The following is a 16,760-nucleotide window of genomic DNA, read 5'->3' on the forward strand; positions in this document are numbered from 1 at the left end:
AGCATATTAAACAGACTGTTTACAAGCAGGGCTTCGTATTGCCTAAATATCAGTAGAGTGGTCAATACACATTGATTTATTGTGAGAGAAATATGGAAATTTACAAAAAAATACTTTTTTTAGCGGCGCCCTTAGCACTGCATAGCGTGCTATTTTCATCACTAGGGTTTATAGATACCTTTATGTTGTCGAAGTTGGGTGGTGAAACTGTAGCGGCCGCTGGTATTGGCGCGCGCACTTTATGGTTTGCGATGAATGTATTGATCGGTGTTGGCGGCGCAACGGCCATTTTTTGTTCGCAATATTATGGGGCTAAAAACAGTGGAAAAATAAACCAATCTGTACATATCAGCTTGCTACATAGCCTTTTATTTTCTTTGCTGCTGATACCTACGATCTATTTTGGCGCTGAGTTTATTAGCACATTAATGAGCAAGGATACTGTAGTGATTGCGTTAGCGGCTAGTTATATGAAAATTACTGCTTTTATTTTACTGATTAGTGCCTTTTCAGTGATTTGGGGGGCTGCAATTCGTGCCCTGCAAAAACCTAAGGTGATGTTATATCTTTTTCTAGTGGAGATGTTAATCAATATTATCTTTAACTGTTTATTGATTTATGGCTGGTGGGGATTTCCTGAATTAGGCTTAGTGGGCGCTGCTTGGGCAACTTTAATAGCAAGAATTTCGTCAACGCTATTATTATTTATCTATGTTCATGCTGAGCTTCCAATTTTATCCGTTAGTTTAACTGGTTTTAGTAAAGTGCTGCCCTGGGCTGAAAATAAACGATTTCTACAGATTAGTTTACCGATTATAGCTGGGGAAATTATTTGGAGTGGTGGCATATTTATCTACCATATGATTTACGGGAATATTAGCACTACAGCCTTGGCTGCTATCTCTATTCTTGCCCCCATTGAGGTGATGACATCTTCTATTTGTTGGGGAGCAGCCGCCGCTGTAGGTATTTTAATTGGTGAAAAAATTGGTGCTCAACAACAGCATGCCTTGAAAGAATATATAAAAGCGGCGTTTGTTGCGGCATTAAGCTTAGGTTTAATACTAGTTGCTACTTTATGGCTAAGTCGTCATTTAATTGTTGGGCTATTCAATGGCATAGAGCAAGAAGTGATTGAGATGTTACACCTGTTGTTCCCATTCATCTTATTGAGCATTATTTTACGTGCTATTACTATGACTGCGATGTCAGGGGTCTTAAAAAGTGGAGGAGATACTAAATTTACCATGAAGCTTGATTTTATAGCGCAATGGTTTGGCGCAGTACCTTTATCCTTGATAGCTGCATTCTGGTTTGAATGGCCGATTCAGCTGGTATTTAGTATGGTGTTATTGGAAGAAGCATTGAAACTCATTCCTGTTATTTACCGTATAAAAAGTGGTAAGTGGATACAAAATTTAGCCAAGGAAAGCCAAGCAACTGTATGATGATATTCATCCACAGAACTACTTACTCTTAGTCATCATGGCATAGTTACTTAAGATTAACCCTGCAACAAAACACCAAAACTGAAAGTTCGGTAATACTGGTGCAACCGAACCTACCAGTAATCCAGAACCAAGCCCTAATGCGACCTTTTGATGTATTGCCATATTTAAACTCCATTGATTATCGAATAAGACTGCTATGGTAAGAAAAGTAACTTTGCTTTAGCCTTCAATTACTTGATTTTTACAACCTCGTTATAACTCTACCCAAGAATTTATGTACTGAGCTAACTCACGAGGTTTTTCAAGTGGCAACATATGACCCGATCCTGATGTGCTGATGAGTGATAATCTCGGGCTTATGTTATCCAGCTCATTTAACCATTTCGAATTAATCAGGCTATCATTATCGCTATAATATAAGTGTGTATAAAACGGAAACTGGATAATGCTCTGGGAAAGATCCACTCTTTCTGAAGTGCATTTGTATTGGCTAATAAATTCGCTTTCACCAAGAGCATTATCCATTTCTAAAATCAAATCTATAAGTTGATCAGTCTGATTCTTACTATCTAATAAGCTAGCGACTTTGTTTCGGCTCATCCCTTTGTAACCATATGTTTTAACATACTTTAGAATATCGCTTCGTTGTTCTAACTCCTCAACCGACAAATTAGTAGGGCTATTTGATATAACGAATAGTTTCTCAATCTGATTAGGGTGTAACATTGCGTAATATGTTGCAATATAGCCCCCTAACGAAAAACCAATCAGGTTTACCGTATCACTGCCAAATATATTATGGTAGTGCTCTGCTAACTCATCAAAATTCTTACCTTGCGGTATGTCCAAATAAACCAATTCAAGAGAGTCATACAGGTAAGGTAGTATTTCAGTCCACAGTTTTTCGGTGCACATTGTCCCTGGGATTAGATACAACTTTTTTCGCATAAGCTCTCCTTGGGTTATAATGCTTTGGATAGAGATGATTCAGCAATTTCAAAGCGTTGATTTTTCATTAATTCCAATGTTAGCAAATAATGCCATCACTAAAACAGAAGAAAGTAATGAGCTTTTTGTCTTCAATGAGCATAGAGAAATATATATAGGGCTTAGCGGCTAATTTAAAGTTCTTATTTCGTAATACCTGATTTAGAAAGGTTAACGACATGGGTTGTGTTATCTAGGACGTCTCAGAGGCGACGTAAAGACCGACGTGTTTCATCGTTAATTAGGCTCTTCCGCGCAACAAACCTTTATTATCATGGAAAGGATCAGTTATCGTACGTAAATTATATGGGTACCGCCAGCGCCTCGAATAAGGTGTGCCACGCTGACACCATATCTAAACCGTTGCACCTTCAACATAAAACCCAACCTTGAACTAAGGAATCACTCTTAAATGCCTTATTATGTTGCTGAACACCTTATTTGAGCCTCAGTGTATGAGATTTCCTACTCTTTAGTTTAGATATATTTCGGTCAAGATTCTTTAGGTTAGCAACGAAGTATTTATAACGAGCATCATCAGCAGCTTTTGCAGTTTTGCTAAGAGCTTTATATTCCTTAACCATCGGAGAATCAGCTTTAGCTTCAATGAATGTATATACTTCTACAGTAAACCCATTAGTACGTACGAACTGTACTGGCTTGACGCTACGCACAGCCCAAGCTTCGTAGTTACCTTGGGGTAGATCAGAAGTAGTGTAAAATACAACTTCTTCACGATCAGTTACAGCACCATATGCCATTAAAGATCCACGCTCGATAACGCTCTTTAAGTGGAAACGTTGATGGTATAGACGTTTAACAATAAGGTACTCGTCACGCTTAGCTTGAGCTACTTTAAGTTCTTCTAATAACTCTTTATGTTTTGCAACATGCTCTGCAGAGTCATCACGTAAAGTTTTAATTTCCGCATCGATACTTGCGTTACGCTCAGCAAGAGCATCTAAGTATACCTGGTAAGTATTACCCTTATTGATGTCTTTCCAGTGAACGTGAAACTTATCATTACGCCCATTAAACTCTAAGCATACATTGTATGATTTCTGAGAGATTTCCCCTTCCCAGCCCTTATTATGGCGAGCAACTGACTCTTGGTAGCCAGAAATTTTTTCTTTAACTAAGTTAGGGTTAGTGAATCCAAGTTCAATACACTTATCTACTATAGGGTGATTAGCTGCAAACGCTTGAGCGGAAGCTAGAGTAGAGAGAAATAGTACGATAGTTTTGAGTAGCTTCATAACACACCTTTTAATTAGTTTACGGCTAATTCAATTTAAGGTACGTTATACTATAAATTTCTTAATATAGCTAAAAAACTAGAAGAAATTATCGATGCTGTGCATCACCAAAGTCCATCCCCTACGCATCTAAGCTTTATATACAATTGATTTAAAATGATTTTATTACATACCAACGGTTCCACTTTAAGGTGTGAGTAACGCTAGCACCTAACCTAACCTAACCTAACCTAACCTAAAAATTGTGCCTGAAAACTTAAGTCAATTTAAGCTAAAAATGTCAAGTGTTGAGAATCACTCTTGAACACATTGTTATGCATGTACTTTTAGTGCGTATATGCACATCAATTGTGCTTGGTTAGGTACGTCTAATGTGGTCTCTATTTTTCTTTTCAACTTTGCCCCTGCGTGTTTAACAAGCTTAACGCTAGCAACATTGCTTTCTAAACAATGGAATTCAATAACACGAACATTTTTCTCATCTGCCAAATAGGGAATTACAATGTCCAAAACTTGCCCTATTACTCTATTTCCTCGTGCATTATCAGCGAGCCAATAACCTAGTTCACATGACTTTAAACTACGGTCAATTGACTTTATTCCAAATACACCACCAAATTGATTCTTAAAATTAATTGATAACCACTCCGAACCTTCTAGCCTACTATTCAAACGACTCTCGATATAAACTTCAGCACTCGTGAGATCTACAACAGATTTTTCCCAAGGCATGTATTTAGATAAATTTGTTCTACTAAATTCAACAGCTTCATACAAAGCTAAAGCATCTGAATTTTTTAAAGGTGTAAGGAATATATCTTCAGATACTTTCCGTTTCATAAAACCTCCATCTCCTAATTGATTATGCGTGCCCACTAAATCGGGGGGAAGTCCAACTCTGTATTTTGCCCTGGTTAACAAACAAGTAACTACTTTTTCCTAAAGACCTTGATGAGTGTAAACAGTGACTCTTTTAAGAAGATAAATAAGCCTGATTCTGGATGTGATGCTACATATTCTTCCGTTGCATAAATATAATTTGATTTGAATTTTTCTACCGCTTCCGACTCAGTCTTTGCATAAATATAGTCATCCTCAACTTCAAACCCTTCAGACAGTAATTGTTCTTTTTCTTGTAAAAAGCTATCAGAAGAAGGATTCAAAAAAGTAAATTGTTTCCGACCTGTATTAGGCTTACAAAAAAACTGAAACTTTTCCATGAATTTCACCCTTATCATTAAATTCAGTTGGTTAGAACACATATGTACATAACCTGAATTCAAACTCAAGGATAAAAATGAAGATTACAGCAGAGATCAAATATCTAGTTCATCCTAGCTATGTAAGAACTGCTTGTGATACCAAACAATACCTCGAGCTTGGTAGTAATTACCATATTCGCTTTTGTGAGGGATTCTGCGAATAGTGAGTCAAAGCCTTTTACGAACTGGACTTCCATGTCTTTTCCTCTGGTTACACATAACGCCTTGCTAGATTTTGATTCCTTACAGTCTAAGATTTCGCTATCACAAAATGTTCGAGTTTAAAAATTTGATCTTCAGGAAGAGTTCTACCTACGGGGGCATAGTACACAGCGTTGAGGTCTGCCAAAGATTTATTTTCTTTTAATGAGAAACCATTTTGAGAAAGCAGGGCTTCAATTTCTTCAGCCGTGTAGAATGATATCCAAGGTTCACCCACTTTAGCTGATAAGCGTTGTATTGCCTCCGCTCGCTTCGCCGCTTTAGGGTACCCCTTGCCAAAGCAGGCTTCTGGCTCTTTCTCAAGCAATTCATCAACGTAAGAGATAAAAAAAGTAGAACTTGTTTTTTGAGTAAGCTCAGCGAGTTCTTTAATTGTTGAAGAGATCGCCTCTTTAGTGATGTACTGCGAGACGCCTTCAAGGGTAAAAACGGTGGATTTACTTTGATCAAAACCCGCAGCCAAAAGTTGTTCGGTTAGCGACTGATGATTGAAATCAACGCTCACATAAGTGACGTTTTCAGAATTAGGTAATTCTTTGGGAAGTTTAGAGCGTTTTATAGCCTGAACGTCAGGCTGATCAACTTCGAAGATTTTTAATGAAGGCGGAAGTTCAAGCCGATGAGCCCTCGAGTCATATCCCGCTCCCAGAATGACGTATTGCTCTGAACCATTAGCAGCACTTTTTTTGATCAGATCATCGATGAAACGCGTACGGGAAATTAAATGTTCGTGGAAACCAGGCGCGAACTTTTGAGTTAGCCAGACGCTTAGCTTATGCCCCATCAACTTGATCAAGCCAGCACCTATAACAAACCTATCGGCATAAGGATCATTTATGACGCGTTTATCCGATTCAGCAAGTGTTTCAATCAAGCGCTGTTTAGCTACTCCTTGAGCTGAGCCATCTTTTCTAAAAAATAAATTACTCATCGGTATCCTTTTATCAAAAACTAATTTTCCATGCTCCTATCAAACAGTTTTAATTGTTCAACGCAAACATAATGCCACAGTAAGGTATGAGCAACGCGAGTACAATACTAAACCATTAGCCATAAACACCTAATTCAAATACGTATATGTTTTAGGAGGTAAATGTCGTTTCTACGGAAGGGGGTGACTTAAGTGTTTGCTGAACAACGCAGCATGCCTTTGCAGCTGACTGGAGCCGCTCTAGCTGTTTTGAATCAGTCCCTTCACTTACCTTCATTTTCACTTCACAGGTCATTTTTTGAAACCCTACTGGAACTAGCTTATCCATCATCAGCGCCCCTCGCACATCCGCAGTCGCCGTTACGTTGACCTCTAATTCAACCAACTCAATGCCCATCAAGTTAGCAACCATACGAATGGATGAATCTTGGCAGGCTGCCAATGCTGCACATAGTATATCTCCAGGAGTCGGAGCGTCGTGTTTTCCTCCGACAGCAGCATGAACGCCAACAGGTATCGAAACACCACACCCATCCATAGGTTCAACGATAAAATGGTATGGATCTGCGGCATTTTCACCTGACGTTTTGGCGTGGTCGGTGACCATTGCCAAGTCAGGCTCTTTAACATAGCTGTCTTTAAGAGGCCTTTGTGCTTCAAAAACAATTGACTTCATAATTAAATCCCCTGTAACTGGTTAAGATTACTAACGCACAATTAAGTCGCTGAACAACGCAAACCTGAACCTAAAGCAACGCACCGATTACACCAGAATCATTTAGAACTCAAAATTTCACGTGTTGGCTGTCAGCTTGAATTGTTTGTTATATTTTACAGCAATCGACTTCGATGAAATAACATCCCACATTCAGAATAAAGCTTAGACAAAACCGACAATTAGAACCAAACCATTTATCTACGATTTAAAAGTCAACTTGGTAAATAAACCCAAAGTGACTTTGAGCTCGACCCACTTCCAATCGATGAAGCTCAAATTCAAAACAAAGCACCCACGAACCTTGGCATATTTTACTGATGAAGAGAGCGAAAACATTAGAGCTTGATATTCAAATACTACACGAGTCGATGAAAAATCAATGCCCTAACATCCATAAAAAGAGTCTCAATTACTCAGGATTCAGTACGAGCATTGTATTAAGCGCATTGGCCGTTTATTCGGTAATAGATCATGAAGAACATAGTAGCCAAGAAAGACACGCACGAGTTAGTCCTTGCTAATGAAGGGATTGCAGAGCTAATCGTTATGCTAACTTGGGTGACATTTGGTGTCGCGGTTGTTGGCCAAGTCTGGCTTGGTATATCACTCAATATATTACTCTATTCGCTGTTAAGCCTGACGGTGATTCGCATTATCCCCATCGTTATATCTCTGCACGGCACTGATGAAAGCTGGGAGCATAAACTCTTTTTAGGCTGGACTCGCCAGTATCGTGTTTCTACTCATCGCTATTAGCAACCCACTCCAAAGTGAATCCATTTAAATCGATGTTGTGGTCTGTACCGTTACCCTTTGCGTGATCACCCATGGGATCAGTGCCAATCTCTGGGCAAAGAGATTGGCACAACGATCACAGGCCAAAGATAAAGCCTTTGCTTTGTTATCGCTCTTCAAACACTTCTTTGGCTATATTCATTCCGTTGATTGCAGCGGGAAAGCCAGCATAGACTGACATTTGTAAGATGATCTCGGTGATTTCTTTTTGCGTGCAGCCAATATTGATTGCGCCTTTTATGTGCCCTTTCAGCTGTGGTTGGCAATTACCCATCGCCGTTAACGCTGCAATCGTGGCCAATTCCCGGGTCTTGAAGTCTAATCCTTCTCGTTGTAACACATCACCAAACGGGTATTCGATAGTGTATCTGGCAAGATCTGGGCAAACCTCACTGAAGTGTTCTGTCATCGCTTCAACAGCATCAGGATCAAGTTCATTCAGTTTGTTCACGCCACTTAAATATCGGTTATTCATGTTCTTTACTTCGAGCTAATGTTTATATTTCGATCAAATAAATCAATGTAATAGACAAGCTTACATTAGCTATTCAAGCAACTCAATTGCACTATTTTGCCAACAACGACAAGCAAGCATAAGAAATACTTACACAAGGGGTCACTCATTCCCCTAATTGAGTCATAAATTGATAACTAGTCATTATCGGCTCTGAACCGGATATGACATGATGATTCAAGGTATTTAGTTTTGACTTTGAAAGGAGAGACGTATGGGATTTGTTATTTTTTCACTCGCGACTCTGCTCTCTGGAGCGGCAGGCTTCATCCACTACAACTTCGGCAACGAGAACTAATCTAATCCGGTCTTCGTTTAAAAATTCCTGATGGCAGGCATCCATAAACCTCGATTAAAACGAAAAGCCCCAGCAATATAATCACTTGGGGCTTTCTTCAAGCTTGATACTAAGCAATTATCTCAGTCGTCACCTCTGTTTTGACTGAATTTGCAATAAAACAGTTCTTATGGGACATATGATGCATTTTCTCTAGTTGCTCATAAGTTGGCTGTCGTTCACCGGAAAATACGATGTGCGGTCGTAAAGTTACTTTTGTCACTGATGTTTTTCCATCAGTATCTTCTTCCATTAAACCAAGAGCATTGTCGACATATTCTTCAATTACATACTTACGTTTGGCTGCAATTGAGAGAAATACCAACATGTGACAACTAGACAAGGCTGCTATAAAAGCTTCCTCTGGATCGACGTTGGCTTCAACTGAATATGGTAATGGAACAACATGAGGTGAAGATGATGCTAAAACAGTTGCACCACCATCAAACTCCCAAATATGACCGCGACTATATTGATTGTCGCTAAAAACTTCATTTTTACTACGATTCCATCGAATTTCAGCAGTATATTCAGACATCGTTTTTCCTTACTGTCCATTTTCATGAATTGCCTAACGCCTGCCACTTATGAATCCCTCTTGAGCAGTTTGTTATGTGGTTCTGGGCGCGAACATTATGATTGCCATTCCTAACAGTGCAACTGATACGCCGACTACGTCCCATAAAGTAGGGCGAATACCATCAACTACCCATAACCAAAGTATTGCTACAAAAATATAGACACCACCGTACGCGGCATAAACCCTACCCGCAGCAGTAGGATGAAGAGATAGTAACCATGCAAATAGTACCAGGAAGAATGCTGCTGGTAGTAAGAGCCAAACCGACTTATCCTCTTTTAACCAGAGATAAGGTAAGTAACAACCCAATATTTCTGCGATTGCCGTGACAAAGAACAACCCGATTGTTTTCAATTCTAGCAACTGATTTTATCCCGTTTAAACAACTTGTTATGTACATTTTTGCCAATGATATTCCATTTGATTGGCAGTATTTTCAGCTAAATCTAAGTTAGCAAGCTCTGATACTAAATGCAGACTCATATCTATTCCAGCTGAGATTCCACCTGAGGTGATATATTTTCCATCAGAAACCCAACGATGGTTAGTAACAACGTTTAGCGCTGGGTAGTCTGCTTTAAGATCCGCAATATCTTCCCAGTGTGTAGTAACCGTTAAACCATTTAACAAATCAGCTTCAGCTAAAATAAAAGCACCAGTGCAAACTGATAGGACCCTTTGGGATTTACTTGCAACCTGTGAAACCCACGATACTACATTTGAATTTTTCACTTCTTCTGTATGCACGCCACCAACCACGATTAGAACATCAATATCAGGGTGAGAATTAAAAGCAAAATGAGGTTGAACCGGAAACCCTCCGCGGGCTTGGATAATACGACGTTCTTCAGCAACCAAGAATATATTCCAATTATTATCTTCCAATCGCTTTGCAGTGCTTAATACTTCAAATGGTCCTGAAAAATCAAGAACTTCAGCATTATCGTATATATATATTCCAATATTCATATTTCGTACACTCCTTGCACATAACGCCGCGCTCAGCCGCCGGAGGTCGGTTGCAGCACCTTGTTATGTGTAACGTTCTTACTAAATACGTATTGCAGTAACCTCATTACTTACCAGCATTTCACCCGAAGCGTCCAAACCATTTGGTTAAACTTATGTTTCATATTTAACAGGTGCGCAACTGGCACAAACACACTAATGTTAGTAGCACGTCAATCGCACCGGAATACGAAACTATGAAAGTACTCATCCAATACACCCAGACAGGAAAATATAGAGACCACGCGTGGGAAGCTTTAGCTACTAAAGCAAAAGGTGAAGTTCAAGCAGTCACACCGTCTTATGCAGCACAACTCATCGATCAAGATAAAGCTAGCCTTGTAACGACTGAAGACGGGCAGCTCATTATCCACTCTTAGCCTACTTGATGAGCTCCAATATACGAGCGATTAAACTTAATTTAATCGCTTTGTTAGACTCCTAAAAGCCACTCAAATCTAATTCAACCGAGTCTCCCAGCCAGTACGCATATTTTGTATGATCCGCTAAGTCGTCGCCTGTTACTCCGTGAATAAGCACACTTAGATTTTTTCTATGAGTATCTAACCAAGGAATTAAGTCATCAAAGCTTTCATTACCAAATAGGATTTGGCAGCTCCATTTAGTATGAGGGCCAACAGCCTTTTGGTGTACTCTACCCACTTTTAAACCAAATTTTTCACCTACCTCATGACATAACTCAGTAGTAAAAACCAAAGAATCTTTATCGAAATATACATGAGCATGATACTGGTCATGCATATTAATAGGTCTTTTTGGGGTTTGCATTTCACATACTCCTATATGTCAGTTCTGTTCGAGCCTGTCGCTGATGTTGAAAAAATAACGACCTGACAATAAATGATAGCATAGCGGTACACACGAAATAACTTCTTAGATGCGTTAGCCAAAGCCTCAGAGTTCTATCTCATAAAGCTTTTAACATCTAAGAATTATCATTCCTGAAATACAACTTGTATATTCAACCCAACCTAATAGCCCAGTTCCCATTATTTTCTTTTGTACAGTTTTCTTCTGTATCATATGAGATATGAGCCGCCACACTTTTAAATCTGACACCCATTGTATTCAGCTTGCTCTCAATTAAAAGTGTGAGTGATTTTTCACCATCACCACTCATGAAAGTAGAAAGCTCTTCATTGGTATTAAAAATACAAATAACCCTCAAACTTTTCGGGAAGTTGGAATAATTAGCAATATGGGTTATCCATTGGAATCCGTCAATTTCTTTTAAGGCCGTTTCACAAACAGCTGTTAATGCAATTCTAAGTTGGTTATCGATTTTCTTATCCGTTTTACGCATACTTTACCCGCTAATCTAACGCCTGCTATCGGTTCCCGCACACAAAAGATTACACTGTAGACGCATAAAGCTCAATCAGTACAGTACCGTCGTGTCTTTATGCCAAGGCTATGGGGATGCAAAGATAAACCTCAACCTCGTCACACCCATTATTGGACCAGCAACTTTAAGGCATTAAAACTGATATCAACTTTTAAAACTAATCTTTGAGGCTCCTTCTTAACCTCATAGCTATCATCTTATTTAAAGCTCTGCAAGAAACTCAACGAAGGAAGAAAGAAATAAAACAAGAAGGCTTAAAAGACTAATAGAAAAAGATACACTACGAGCTACTTTAAGGTCAAAATAGTAAAATATCATGTGTCCTAGACGAGAAAACAAATAAGCCAATGAACAGTAATTAACAATGGTAGCACTAGCTGATGATAAAAATGAAAAGCACAGAAAAAGAACAAATATAGTAATACTCTCATTTGTATTTAAATGTGCCCGTGAAGCACGAAAGTGAAATTTATTATGATTTGATTCAATTGGATATCCAGGAACATGCTTCATTTTTATTGCGATGACATCAACGATAACTAATTGAGTCAACATCAACAATCCAACCAATCCAATTACAATAATAGATATTTTATACTCTAGTAAATATTCCAATTCAGACCTCCATGCCTGTAATTTAAAAGTGTAGCTTGTGCTAACGACCACCATAATACGTCACATACGTATTACGGATATTTATATAAATACCAAAATTCTTAGCAAACATTGTCATTTAACTCACTACCCAATACTAATGCCAGTGTATAAAAATAACCGCTAACGATTTTAAAGTTCTGAATTTCCTGCACAATTTTTATTACGTAATTACATTGCTTACATTTATCTCTCATAACGTCAACTATAAACACCTCCAAACTAGACTCTAAATTGCCAATATGGAGGCTAATTTACTGCCGTTGATATAAAACGGAGGATACATCAAGGTGATTCATTTACTAGCGTACAAAGAATACTGGAAATGGAATAATGACACACGTTAAATTATTAATCTAATAGAAAGCTGACTCGAACATCAGCCTTTTATGGACTGATTTCGATAATTTCAGGAACAACAATATTTTCAGCAACAAAAGGATCATCTCTTACTAATGACTCTAAGTCTTCAATAGATTTATTATGAACGATAATTCCTCCAGCAAGGCTAGGCTGAAGAGCACCAGAAACGAGAAAGATCCCCTTATCAAAACCACTTTGCAGTTATTACTAAGCGTTCATTACGTTTTCATTGATTTTGTATTCTAAGAGGTAAAAAACGAGCACAACTTTCGTCGCACTCGTGATTTTTAGGTGATATCGACTACTTTACTTTTGGTACATCAATTTCAATTTTTTGATTCAAAGCGTCTAATTCAGCTTGTAGAGCTACGAGCTGTGCCTGGTTATCCTCAACAACATCAAGCCTTGCTTCATATTTGTCACAGTCAGCCTGTGAAACCCAGTTCCAACTAGTTCCTGACTTAAATTCATCGCATGCCTGCTTAAACTCTTTTGCGATTCCTTCTGCATCTGCAACGCTTTTCTTAGCTTTTTCAATATCTTTCTGTAAGCGTAATTGCTGCTGATAAAGTTCTCTAGAGTTATCCAAAACCACTTTTTGTTTTTCAGCCGTTGTCTTCAACTCAACCACTTTAGTATCAAGTTTTTTCTTCGTAACGGTTAAGGTCTTTTGTTCTTTTTTCATTGAGCTAAGCTGCTTTTCAAACTCAATTTTTTGCGCATCTAAATCAGCTTGTTTTTGTTCAAGCTTAAGAACCATGGCTTGTAGATCTATCGCTGACTGAGTTTCAAGCTTTTCGTAGCGTTGTTGCTGTACTTGTTTATCTTCAACAAGTTGTGCATTTTTCTGTTTTAAAGCGTCATAATCTTCTTGGCTTGGGCCCGGATTTCGATTCCAAACCGCCGTGGCCAACAAGCTACCAACGACTAAACCTGCAACTAATGAAACTTTCCAAGATGTCATATCTATCTATCCACTTAAGTCGGCTGAAGCCATGCAACAACCAAACAGGTTATAACCGTTGGTTAAGATGCTACACATACGCCTATATACTATGTCATGTTTATATCAAAATTAATGTGAAAACAGTAGTTAGTGAGTTAATAAGTTAAAAGAAAAATCGTCAGCTTTGATCCAGCCCAACTTTCATATTGACTCAGTGAGTTCACAGTTAGCAATTCTGGTCGCGTAATATACATTCATACTGAACCTTTACAGACAATAAAGCTAACTCGCTTTTCTTGGTTAACTACCATAGATTCCTATCGCAATTATTCTTCTTTAATGTGCTCGTAATTACATGTTTTGGCATAGCTTCTCGCAATATCATGATCTCGGCTAGATAGCTTTGTACTCGCCGTACTAAACCTGACAGCCTAGCCAGAATTACTAGCCACAAAAGTATCTAATCTATGTCGTTTATCATTAATGGTGCCCTACGGCTGAGCCGGCTCTCTGGTACATTGGCGTTACTACTTAGTCCTTTCCATGCTATTTCAGGGTCTACGCCCGACATCATGCGCTCAACCGCTCTATCACCTGCTGACTTGAGCTCTGTTGACTTAAAGTTAGAGAATCTTAGCCACTACCTTGTGAGTGAAAAGTTAGATGGGATTCGTGCTCACTGGAATGGCGAAAACCTACAAACTCGTCGTGGAAACCTCATTCATGCACCCAAATGGTTTACGGCCAATTTCCCTAAAAATCGAAGCTTTGAAGGAGAGCTTTGGCTTGGTCGGGGTCAGTTTCAAGCATTGAGCAAAATAGTCTTAGATGATGTGCCAAGCGATGAGCTATGGCGGCAGGTGACCTTTCATGTATTCGATTCACCCTCCATAAAAGGGCCATTCAAAATACGCTACCAAGCACTTTCACAACAAATACCTACTCTAGAATCACCATATATTCATGTGATTTTACAGCAGCAAATAGCCAGCTTAGATGCACTTCTCAAGTTGTTAGATGAGGTTGAAAACAAAGGTGGTGAAGGTTTAATGCTTCAACACCAGGCTAACGACTACCGTCCAGGTAAAACGGACGGTTTCTTTAAGCTAAAAAACCATCATGATAGCGAAGCAACAGTCATTGGCTATGTGGAAGGAGAAGGCAAGTACAAAGGGAAACTTGGGTCAGTTTGGGTGCTTACCGCGAACAATATTAAGTTCAAGATTGGTTCTGGGTTTAGTGATGCGGAAAGAGGAAGCCCTCCCCCATTAGGCAGTATTATTCAATTTCGGTACAACGGTTTTACCAATAGCGGCATTCCTCGTTTTGCTCGTTATATTCGTATACGGCCTACACCCGAGATTTAACCATCACCAAATGTATAAACAGGCAAAATAATAAAGCCACCCTTTAAGTTGCTTTATATAACCAGGGTGGCTTAACTTATTAATTTGCTAAACAAGCTGTCTTATAGCTTGTAGCGTTTAACTTCAGATTCAAGCTGATCAGCAAGTGACTTCAAACCTTCAGCTTGTTGTGCCGCTTCTTGAGCTTCCACAGCCATTTGATTCGCTACTTCTTGAACACCTTCCGTATTACGGCTGATTTCTGCCGTTACACTCGATTGTTCTTCTGCCGCTGACGCAATTTGCGTTGCCATATCACTAATAACATTAATCTCACTGGCAATGTTGTTAATGCGCTCACCAGCACCATCAACGTCTTGAACACTGGTTTCAGCTAAGTGGTGGCTGTCATTCATAACTGAAACAGCTTGCTTGGTGGTTGATTGAAGTGTTTCGATCATCGTCTGGATTTCTTCCGTTGAAGTATGTGTACGCTGAGATAACACTCGTACTTCATCCGCCACAACAGCAAAACCACGGCCTTGTTCACCCGCTCGTGCTGCTTCAATTGCAGCATTTAGCGCCAATAGATTGGTCTGTTCGGCAATATCACGAATCGTCGCAAGGATCATGCTAATCTTAAGCGCGTGCTCGTTCAGATCTTCAATAATACCCACGGCACTATCGACTTCGCTTGCAAGGTTACCAATCGACTGTTGGCTTTGACCAACTTGGCTATGGCCTTCTGCGGTAAGTGTTACAGCTTGCTCTGCGGTTTTCGCTGTATTTTCAGCATTGCCTGCAATCTCTTGGGTGGCACTTGCCATTTCCGTTACCGCAGTGGCAACCATTGTGATTTCATCTTGCTGATGACGTATATTATGGCTGCGCTGAGTGGCTGATGTTGCAGCATCTGCCGCATTGCGATTCAATTCAACCGTAATATCACGCAGTTTACTTGCCATAATATGTTGGCGCGCAACAAACTGGTTAAAGCTCTCAGCCAGTTTACCCACTTCATCTTGCGTATTAACATCAATACGTACGGTTAAATCACCTTCACCGTTAGCGATATCAGCTAATGCTACTGACACTTTGTTCAACTCGCTCAGCTGTCGATGAACCAGCCAACCAATGAAGCCGCAGACTAATACTAAAATAGCCAAGCCAATTAAGAGTTGTTCAACCAGTGTTTCAACAATTGGCGCTTCAAGGGTTTCACGGTCCATCACCATAACCATAGCCCAGCCAGAGTTAGGGACTTGCTGTACAGCAACGGCACGTTCTTTCCCGTCAAAGTCACTGAAGAAGAAGCCATCACCTCGATTGGTTTCATACTGCAGTGTTTGTGTTGTTAACCCCAACTCTGAAATAGGCTTTAATTGAAATTTTTCGTTTGGGTGAGCGACAATAACTTGATTCTTCATATCAAGTAGCATGGCATAACCGTTACCTAGTACAGGCACGTTAAGCACATCTTTCATCAAATCGCCCAGCGCAAGATCAGCACCTACAACACCCGCCAAAGTACCACCTTGCATTACCGGTTCAGCCAGTGTCACAACCAATGTTTGCATGGTATGGCTAACATACGGTGCAGTTACAACGGCATTACGCGCAGCTTGAGCGTCTTGATACCAACCGCGAGTACGAGGGTCATAACCCGCTCGGTTTAATGATGGATCATGACGATACATCTCCCCTTGCTGGTTACCATAGAAGCTAAGACTGAAATTTCCAGAAGTTAATGTTTGCTTCAAATGGTTAACAATATCTGGCTCGGCGCTATTGCGCATTATATCTGCCATACCAGTGATTGCTGCTTGCTTATCACCAAGCCAATCACCAATCCCTTTTGTCACGGCAATGGAAGTATTAGTACTCTCGCTTTGAATTGATTGCCAGGCTTGCGCCTTCATTGATTGATACGAAAATCCACCCAGCGCAATGGCTGTAATTGAAATTGCGGCAAAACTAGAAAGAAGAAGTTTCGACTTTAACGACAGCTGCATAATAATCCTTGT

21 protein-coding genes are annotated in these 16,760 nt (G+C 39.6%); 5 read left to right on the forward strand and 16 right to left on the reverse strand.

What is annotated here, in order from left to right:
• The first annotated feature begins 92 nt into the window (after positions 1 to 92).
• Positions 93 to 1,448 carry an MATE family efflux transporter gene (locus tag L4D09_RS14425; protein WP_428458216.1) on the forward strand — a complete coding sequence of 452 codons (1,356 nt, stop codon included), beginning with the start codon at positions 93 to 95 and terminating at the stop codon, positions 1,446 to 1,448.
• Positions 1,449 to 1,466: 18 nt separating this feature from the next.
• On the opposite strand, the gene L4D09_RS14430 is transcribed toward L4D09_RS14425, so the two are convergent.
• Together L4D09_RS14430 and L4D09_RS14435 are read right to left on the reverse strand one after the other, a co-directional pair.
• The gene (locus tag L4D09_RS14430; RefSeq protein WP_428458217.1) at positions 1,467 to 1,613 is read right to left on the reverse strand and encodes a hypothetical protein; all 147 of its coding nucleotides are present in this window, start codon (positions 1,611 to 1,613) and stop codon (positions 1,467 to 1,469) included.
• Between the two features lie 90 nt (positions 1,614 to 1,703).
• Positions 1,704 to 2,399 carry an alpha/beta fold hydrolase gene (locus tag L4D09_RS14435; RefSeq protein WP_428458218.1) on the reverse strand — a complete coding sequence of 232 codons (696 nt, stop codon included), beginning with the start codon at positions 2,397 to 2,399 and terminating at the stop codon, positions 1,704 to 1,706.
• A 34-nt stretch (positions 2,400 to 2,433) separates the two neighbouring features.
• Between L4D09_RS14435 and L4D09_RS14440 the strand changes: the two genes are divergently transcribed.
• Positions 2,434 to 2,571 (forward strand): hypothetical protein, encoded by a 138-nt coding sequence (locus tag L4D09_RS14440; RefSeq protein ID WP_428458219.1) that lies wholly within the window; start codon positions 2,434 to 2,436, stop codon positions 2,569 to 2,571.
• 304 nt (positions 2,572 to 2,875) lie between these two features.
• On the opposite strand, the gene L4D09_RS14445 is transcribed toward L4D09_RS14440, so the two are convergent.
• The 5 genes from L4D09_RS14445 to L4D09_RS14465 all read right to left on the reverse strand — a co-directional run bounded on the left by L4D09_RS14445 (position 2,876) and on the right by L4D09_RS14465 (position 6,785).
• Positions 2,876 to 3,694: a hypothetical protein gene (locus L4D09_RS14445; protein WP_428458220.1), complete on the reverse strand. Its 819-nt coding sequence runs from the start codon at positions 3,692 to 3,694 to the stop codon at positions 2,876 to 2,878.
• A 312-nt stretch (positions 3,695 to 4,006) separates the two neighbouring features.
• Positions 4,007 to 4,534, reverse strand: a complete 528-nt coding sequence (locus tag L4D09_RS14450) for a GNAT family N-acetyltransferase (RefSeq protein ID WP_428458221.1) — start codon at positions 4,532 to 4,534, stop codon at positions 4,007 to 4,009.
• A gap of 89 nt (positions 4,535 to 4,623) precedes the next feature.
• Positions 4,624 to 4,914 carry a hypothetical protein gene (locus L4D09_RS14455; RefSeq protein ID WP_428458222.1) on the reverse strand — a complete coding sequence of 97 codons (291 nt, stop codon included), beginning with the start codon at positions 4,912 to 4,914 and terminating at the stop codon, positions 4,624 to 4,626.
• A gap of 292 nt (positions 4,915 to 5,206) precedes the next feature.
• Complete coding sequence (locus tag L4D09_RS14460; protein ID WP_428458223.1) at positions 5,207 to 6,109, reverse strand: class I SAM-dependent methyltransferase; 903 nt, start codon at positions 6,107 to 6,109, stop codon at positions 5,207 to 5,209.
• Between the two features lie 151 nt (positions 6,110 to 6,260).
• Positions 6,261 to 6,785, reverse strand: a complete 525-nt coding sequence (locus L4D09_RS14465) for an OsmC family protein (protein ID WP_428458224.1) — start codon at positions 6,783 to 6,785, stop codon at positions 6,261 to 6,263.
• A gap of 513 nt (positions 6,786 to 7,298) precedes the next feature.
• Between L4D09_RS14465 and L4D09_RS14470 the strand changes: the two genes are divergently transcribed.
• On the forward strand, positions 7,299 to 7,583 hold the full coding sequence (locus L4D09_RS14470) for a hypothetical protein (RefSeq protein WP_428458225.1): 285 nt from the start codon (positions 7,299 to 7,301) through the stop codon (positions 7,581 to 7,583).
• A 145-nt stretch (positions 7,584 to 7,728) separates the two neighbouring features.
• Here L4D09_RS14470 and L4D09_RS14475 read toward each other — a convergent pair whose 3' ends face one another.
• The 4 genes from L4D09_RS14475 to L4D09_RS14490 form a co-directional block, all read right to left on the reverse strand.
• Positions 7,729 to 8,097 (reverse strand): carboxymuconolactone decarboxylase family protein, encoded by a 369-nt coding sequence (locus L4D09_RS14475; RefSeq protein ID WP_428458226.1) that lies wholly within the window; start codon positions 8,095 to 8,097, stop codon positions 7,729 to 7,731.
• Between the two features lie 446 nt (positions 8,098 to 8,543).
• A complete protein-coding gene (locus L4D09_RS14480) occupies positions 8,544 to 9,011 on the reverse strand; it encodes an OsmC family protein (protein WP_428458227.1) in 468 nt (155 codons plus the stop codon).
• Between the two features lie 72 nt (positions 9,012 to 9,083).
• Positions 9,084 to 9,416, reverse strand: coding sequence for a YnfA family protein (locus tag L4D09_RS14485; RefSeq protein WP_428458228.1), 333 nt, complete (start codon positions 9,414 to 9,416; stop codon positions 9,084 to 9,086).
• A 27-nt stretch (positions 9,417 to 9,443) separates the two neighbouring features.
• Positions 9,444 to 10,022: a DJ-1/PfpI family protein gene (locus L4D09_RS14490; RefSeq protein WP_428458229.1), complete on the reverse strand. Its 579-nt coding sequence runs from the start codon at positions 10,020 to 10,022 to the stop codon at positions 9,444 to 9,446.
• Between the two features lie 236 nt (positions 10,023 to 10,258).
• Between L4D09_RS14490 and L4D09_RS14495 the strand changes: the two genes are divergently transcribed.
• On the forward strand, positions 10,259 to 10,441 hold the full coding sequence (locus L4D09_RS14495) for a hypothetical protein (RefSeq protein ID WP_428458230.1): 183 nt from the start codon (positions 10,259 to 10,261) through the stop codon (positions 10,439 to 10,441).
• 61 nt (positions 10,442 to 10,502) lie between these two features.
• Here L4D09_RS14495 and L4D09_RS14500 read toward each other — a convergent pair whose 3' ends face one another.
• The 4 genes from L4D09_RS14500 to L4D09_RS14515 all read right to left on the reverse strand — a co-directional run bounded on the left by L4D09_RS14500 (position 10,503) and on the right by L4D09_RS14515 (position 13,408).
• Positions 10,503 to 10,850, reverse strand: coding sequence for a DOPA 4,5-dioxygenase family protein (locus L4D09_RS14500; RefSeq protein ID WP_428458231.1), 348 nt, complete (start codon positions 10,848 to 10,850; stop codon positions 10,503 to 10,505).
• Between the two features lie 193 nt (positions 10,851 to 11,043).
• On the reverse strand, positions 11,044 to 11,385 hold the full coding sequence (locus L4D09_RS14505; protein ID WP_428458232.1) for a Fis family transcriptional regulator: 342 nt from the start codon (positions 11,383 to 11,385) through the stop codon (positions 11,044 to 11,046).
• A 243-nt stretch (positions 11,386 to 11,628) separates the two neighbouring features.
• Positions 11,629 to 12,042, reverse strand: coding sequence for an MAPEG family protein (locus L4D09_RS14510; protein ID WP_428458233.1), 414 nt, complete (start codon positions 12,040 to 12,042; stop codon positions 11,629 to 11,631).
• 703 nt (positions 12,043 to 12,745) lie between these two features.
• Positions 12,746 to 13,408, reverse strand: coding sequence for a chromosome segregation ATPase (locus tag L4D09_RS14515; protein ID WP_428458234.1), 663 nt, complete (start codon positions 13,406 to 13,408; stop codon positions 12,746 to 12,748).
• Positions 13,409 to 13,857: 449 nt separating this feature from the next.
• On the opposite strand from L4D09_RS14515, the gene L4D09_RS14520 reads away from it, so the two are divergent.
• Positions 13,858 to 14,757, forward strand: coding sequence for a DNA ligase (locus L4D09_RS14520; protein WP_428458235.1), 900 nt, complete (start codon positions 13,858 to 13,860; stop codon positions 14,755 to 14,757).
• A 101-nt stretch (positions 14,758 to 14,858) separates the two neighbouring features.
• Here the strand turns inward: L4D09_RS14520 and L4D09_RS14525 are convergent, their stop codons facing one another.
• Positions 14,859 to 16,748, reverse strand: coding sequence for a methyl-accepting chemotaxis protein (locus L4D09_RS14525; protein WP_428458236.1), 1,890 nt, complete (start codon positions 16,746 to 16,748; stop codon positions 14,859 to 14,861).
• Between the last annotated feature and the right edge of the window lie 12 nt (positions 16,749 to 16,760).

This window comes from Photobacterium makurazakiensis (assembly GCF_050336715.1).
Lineage (GTDB): Bacteria > Pseudomonadota > Gammaproteobacteria > Enterobacterales > Vibrionaceae > Photobacterium > Photobacterium makurazakiensis.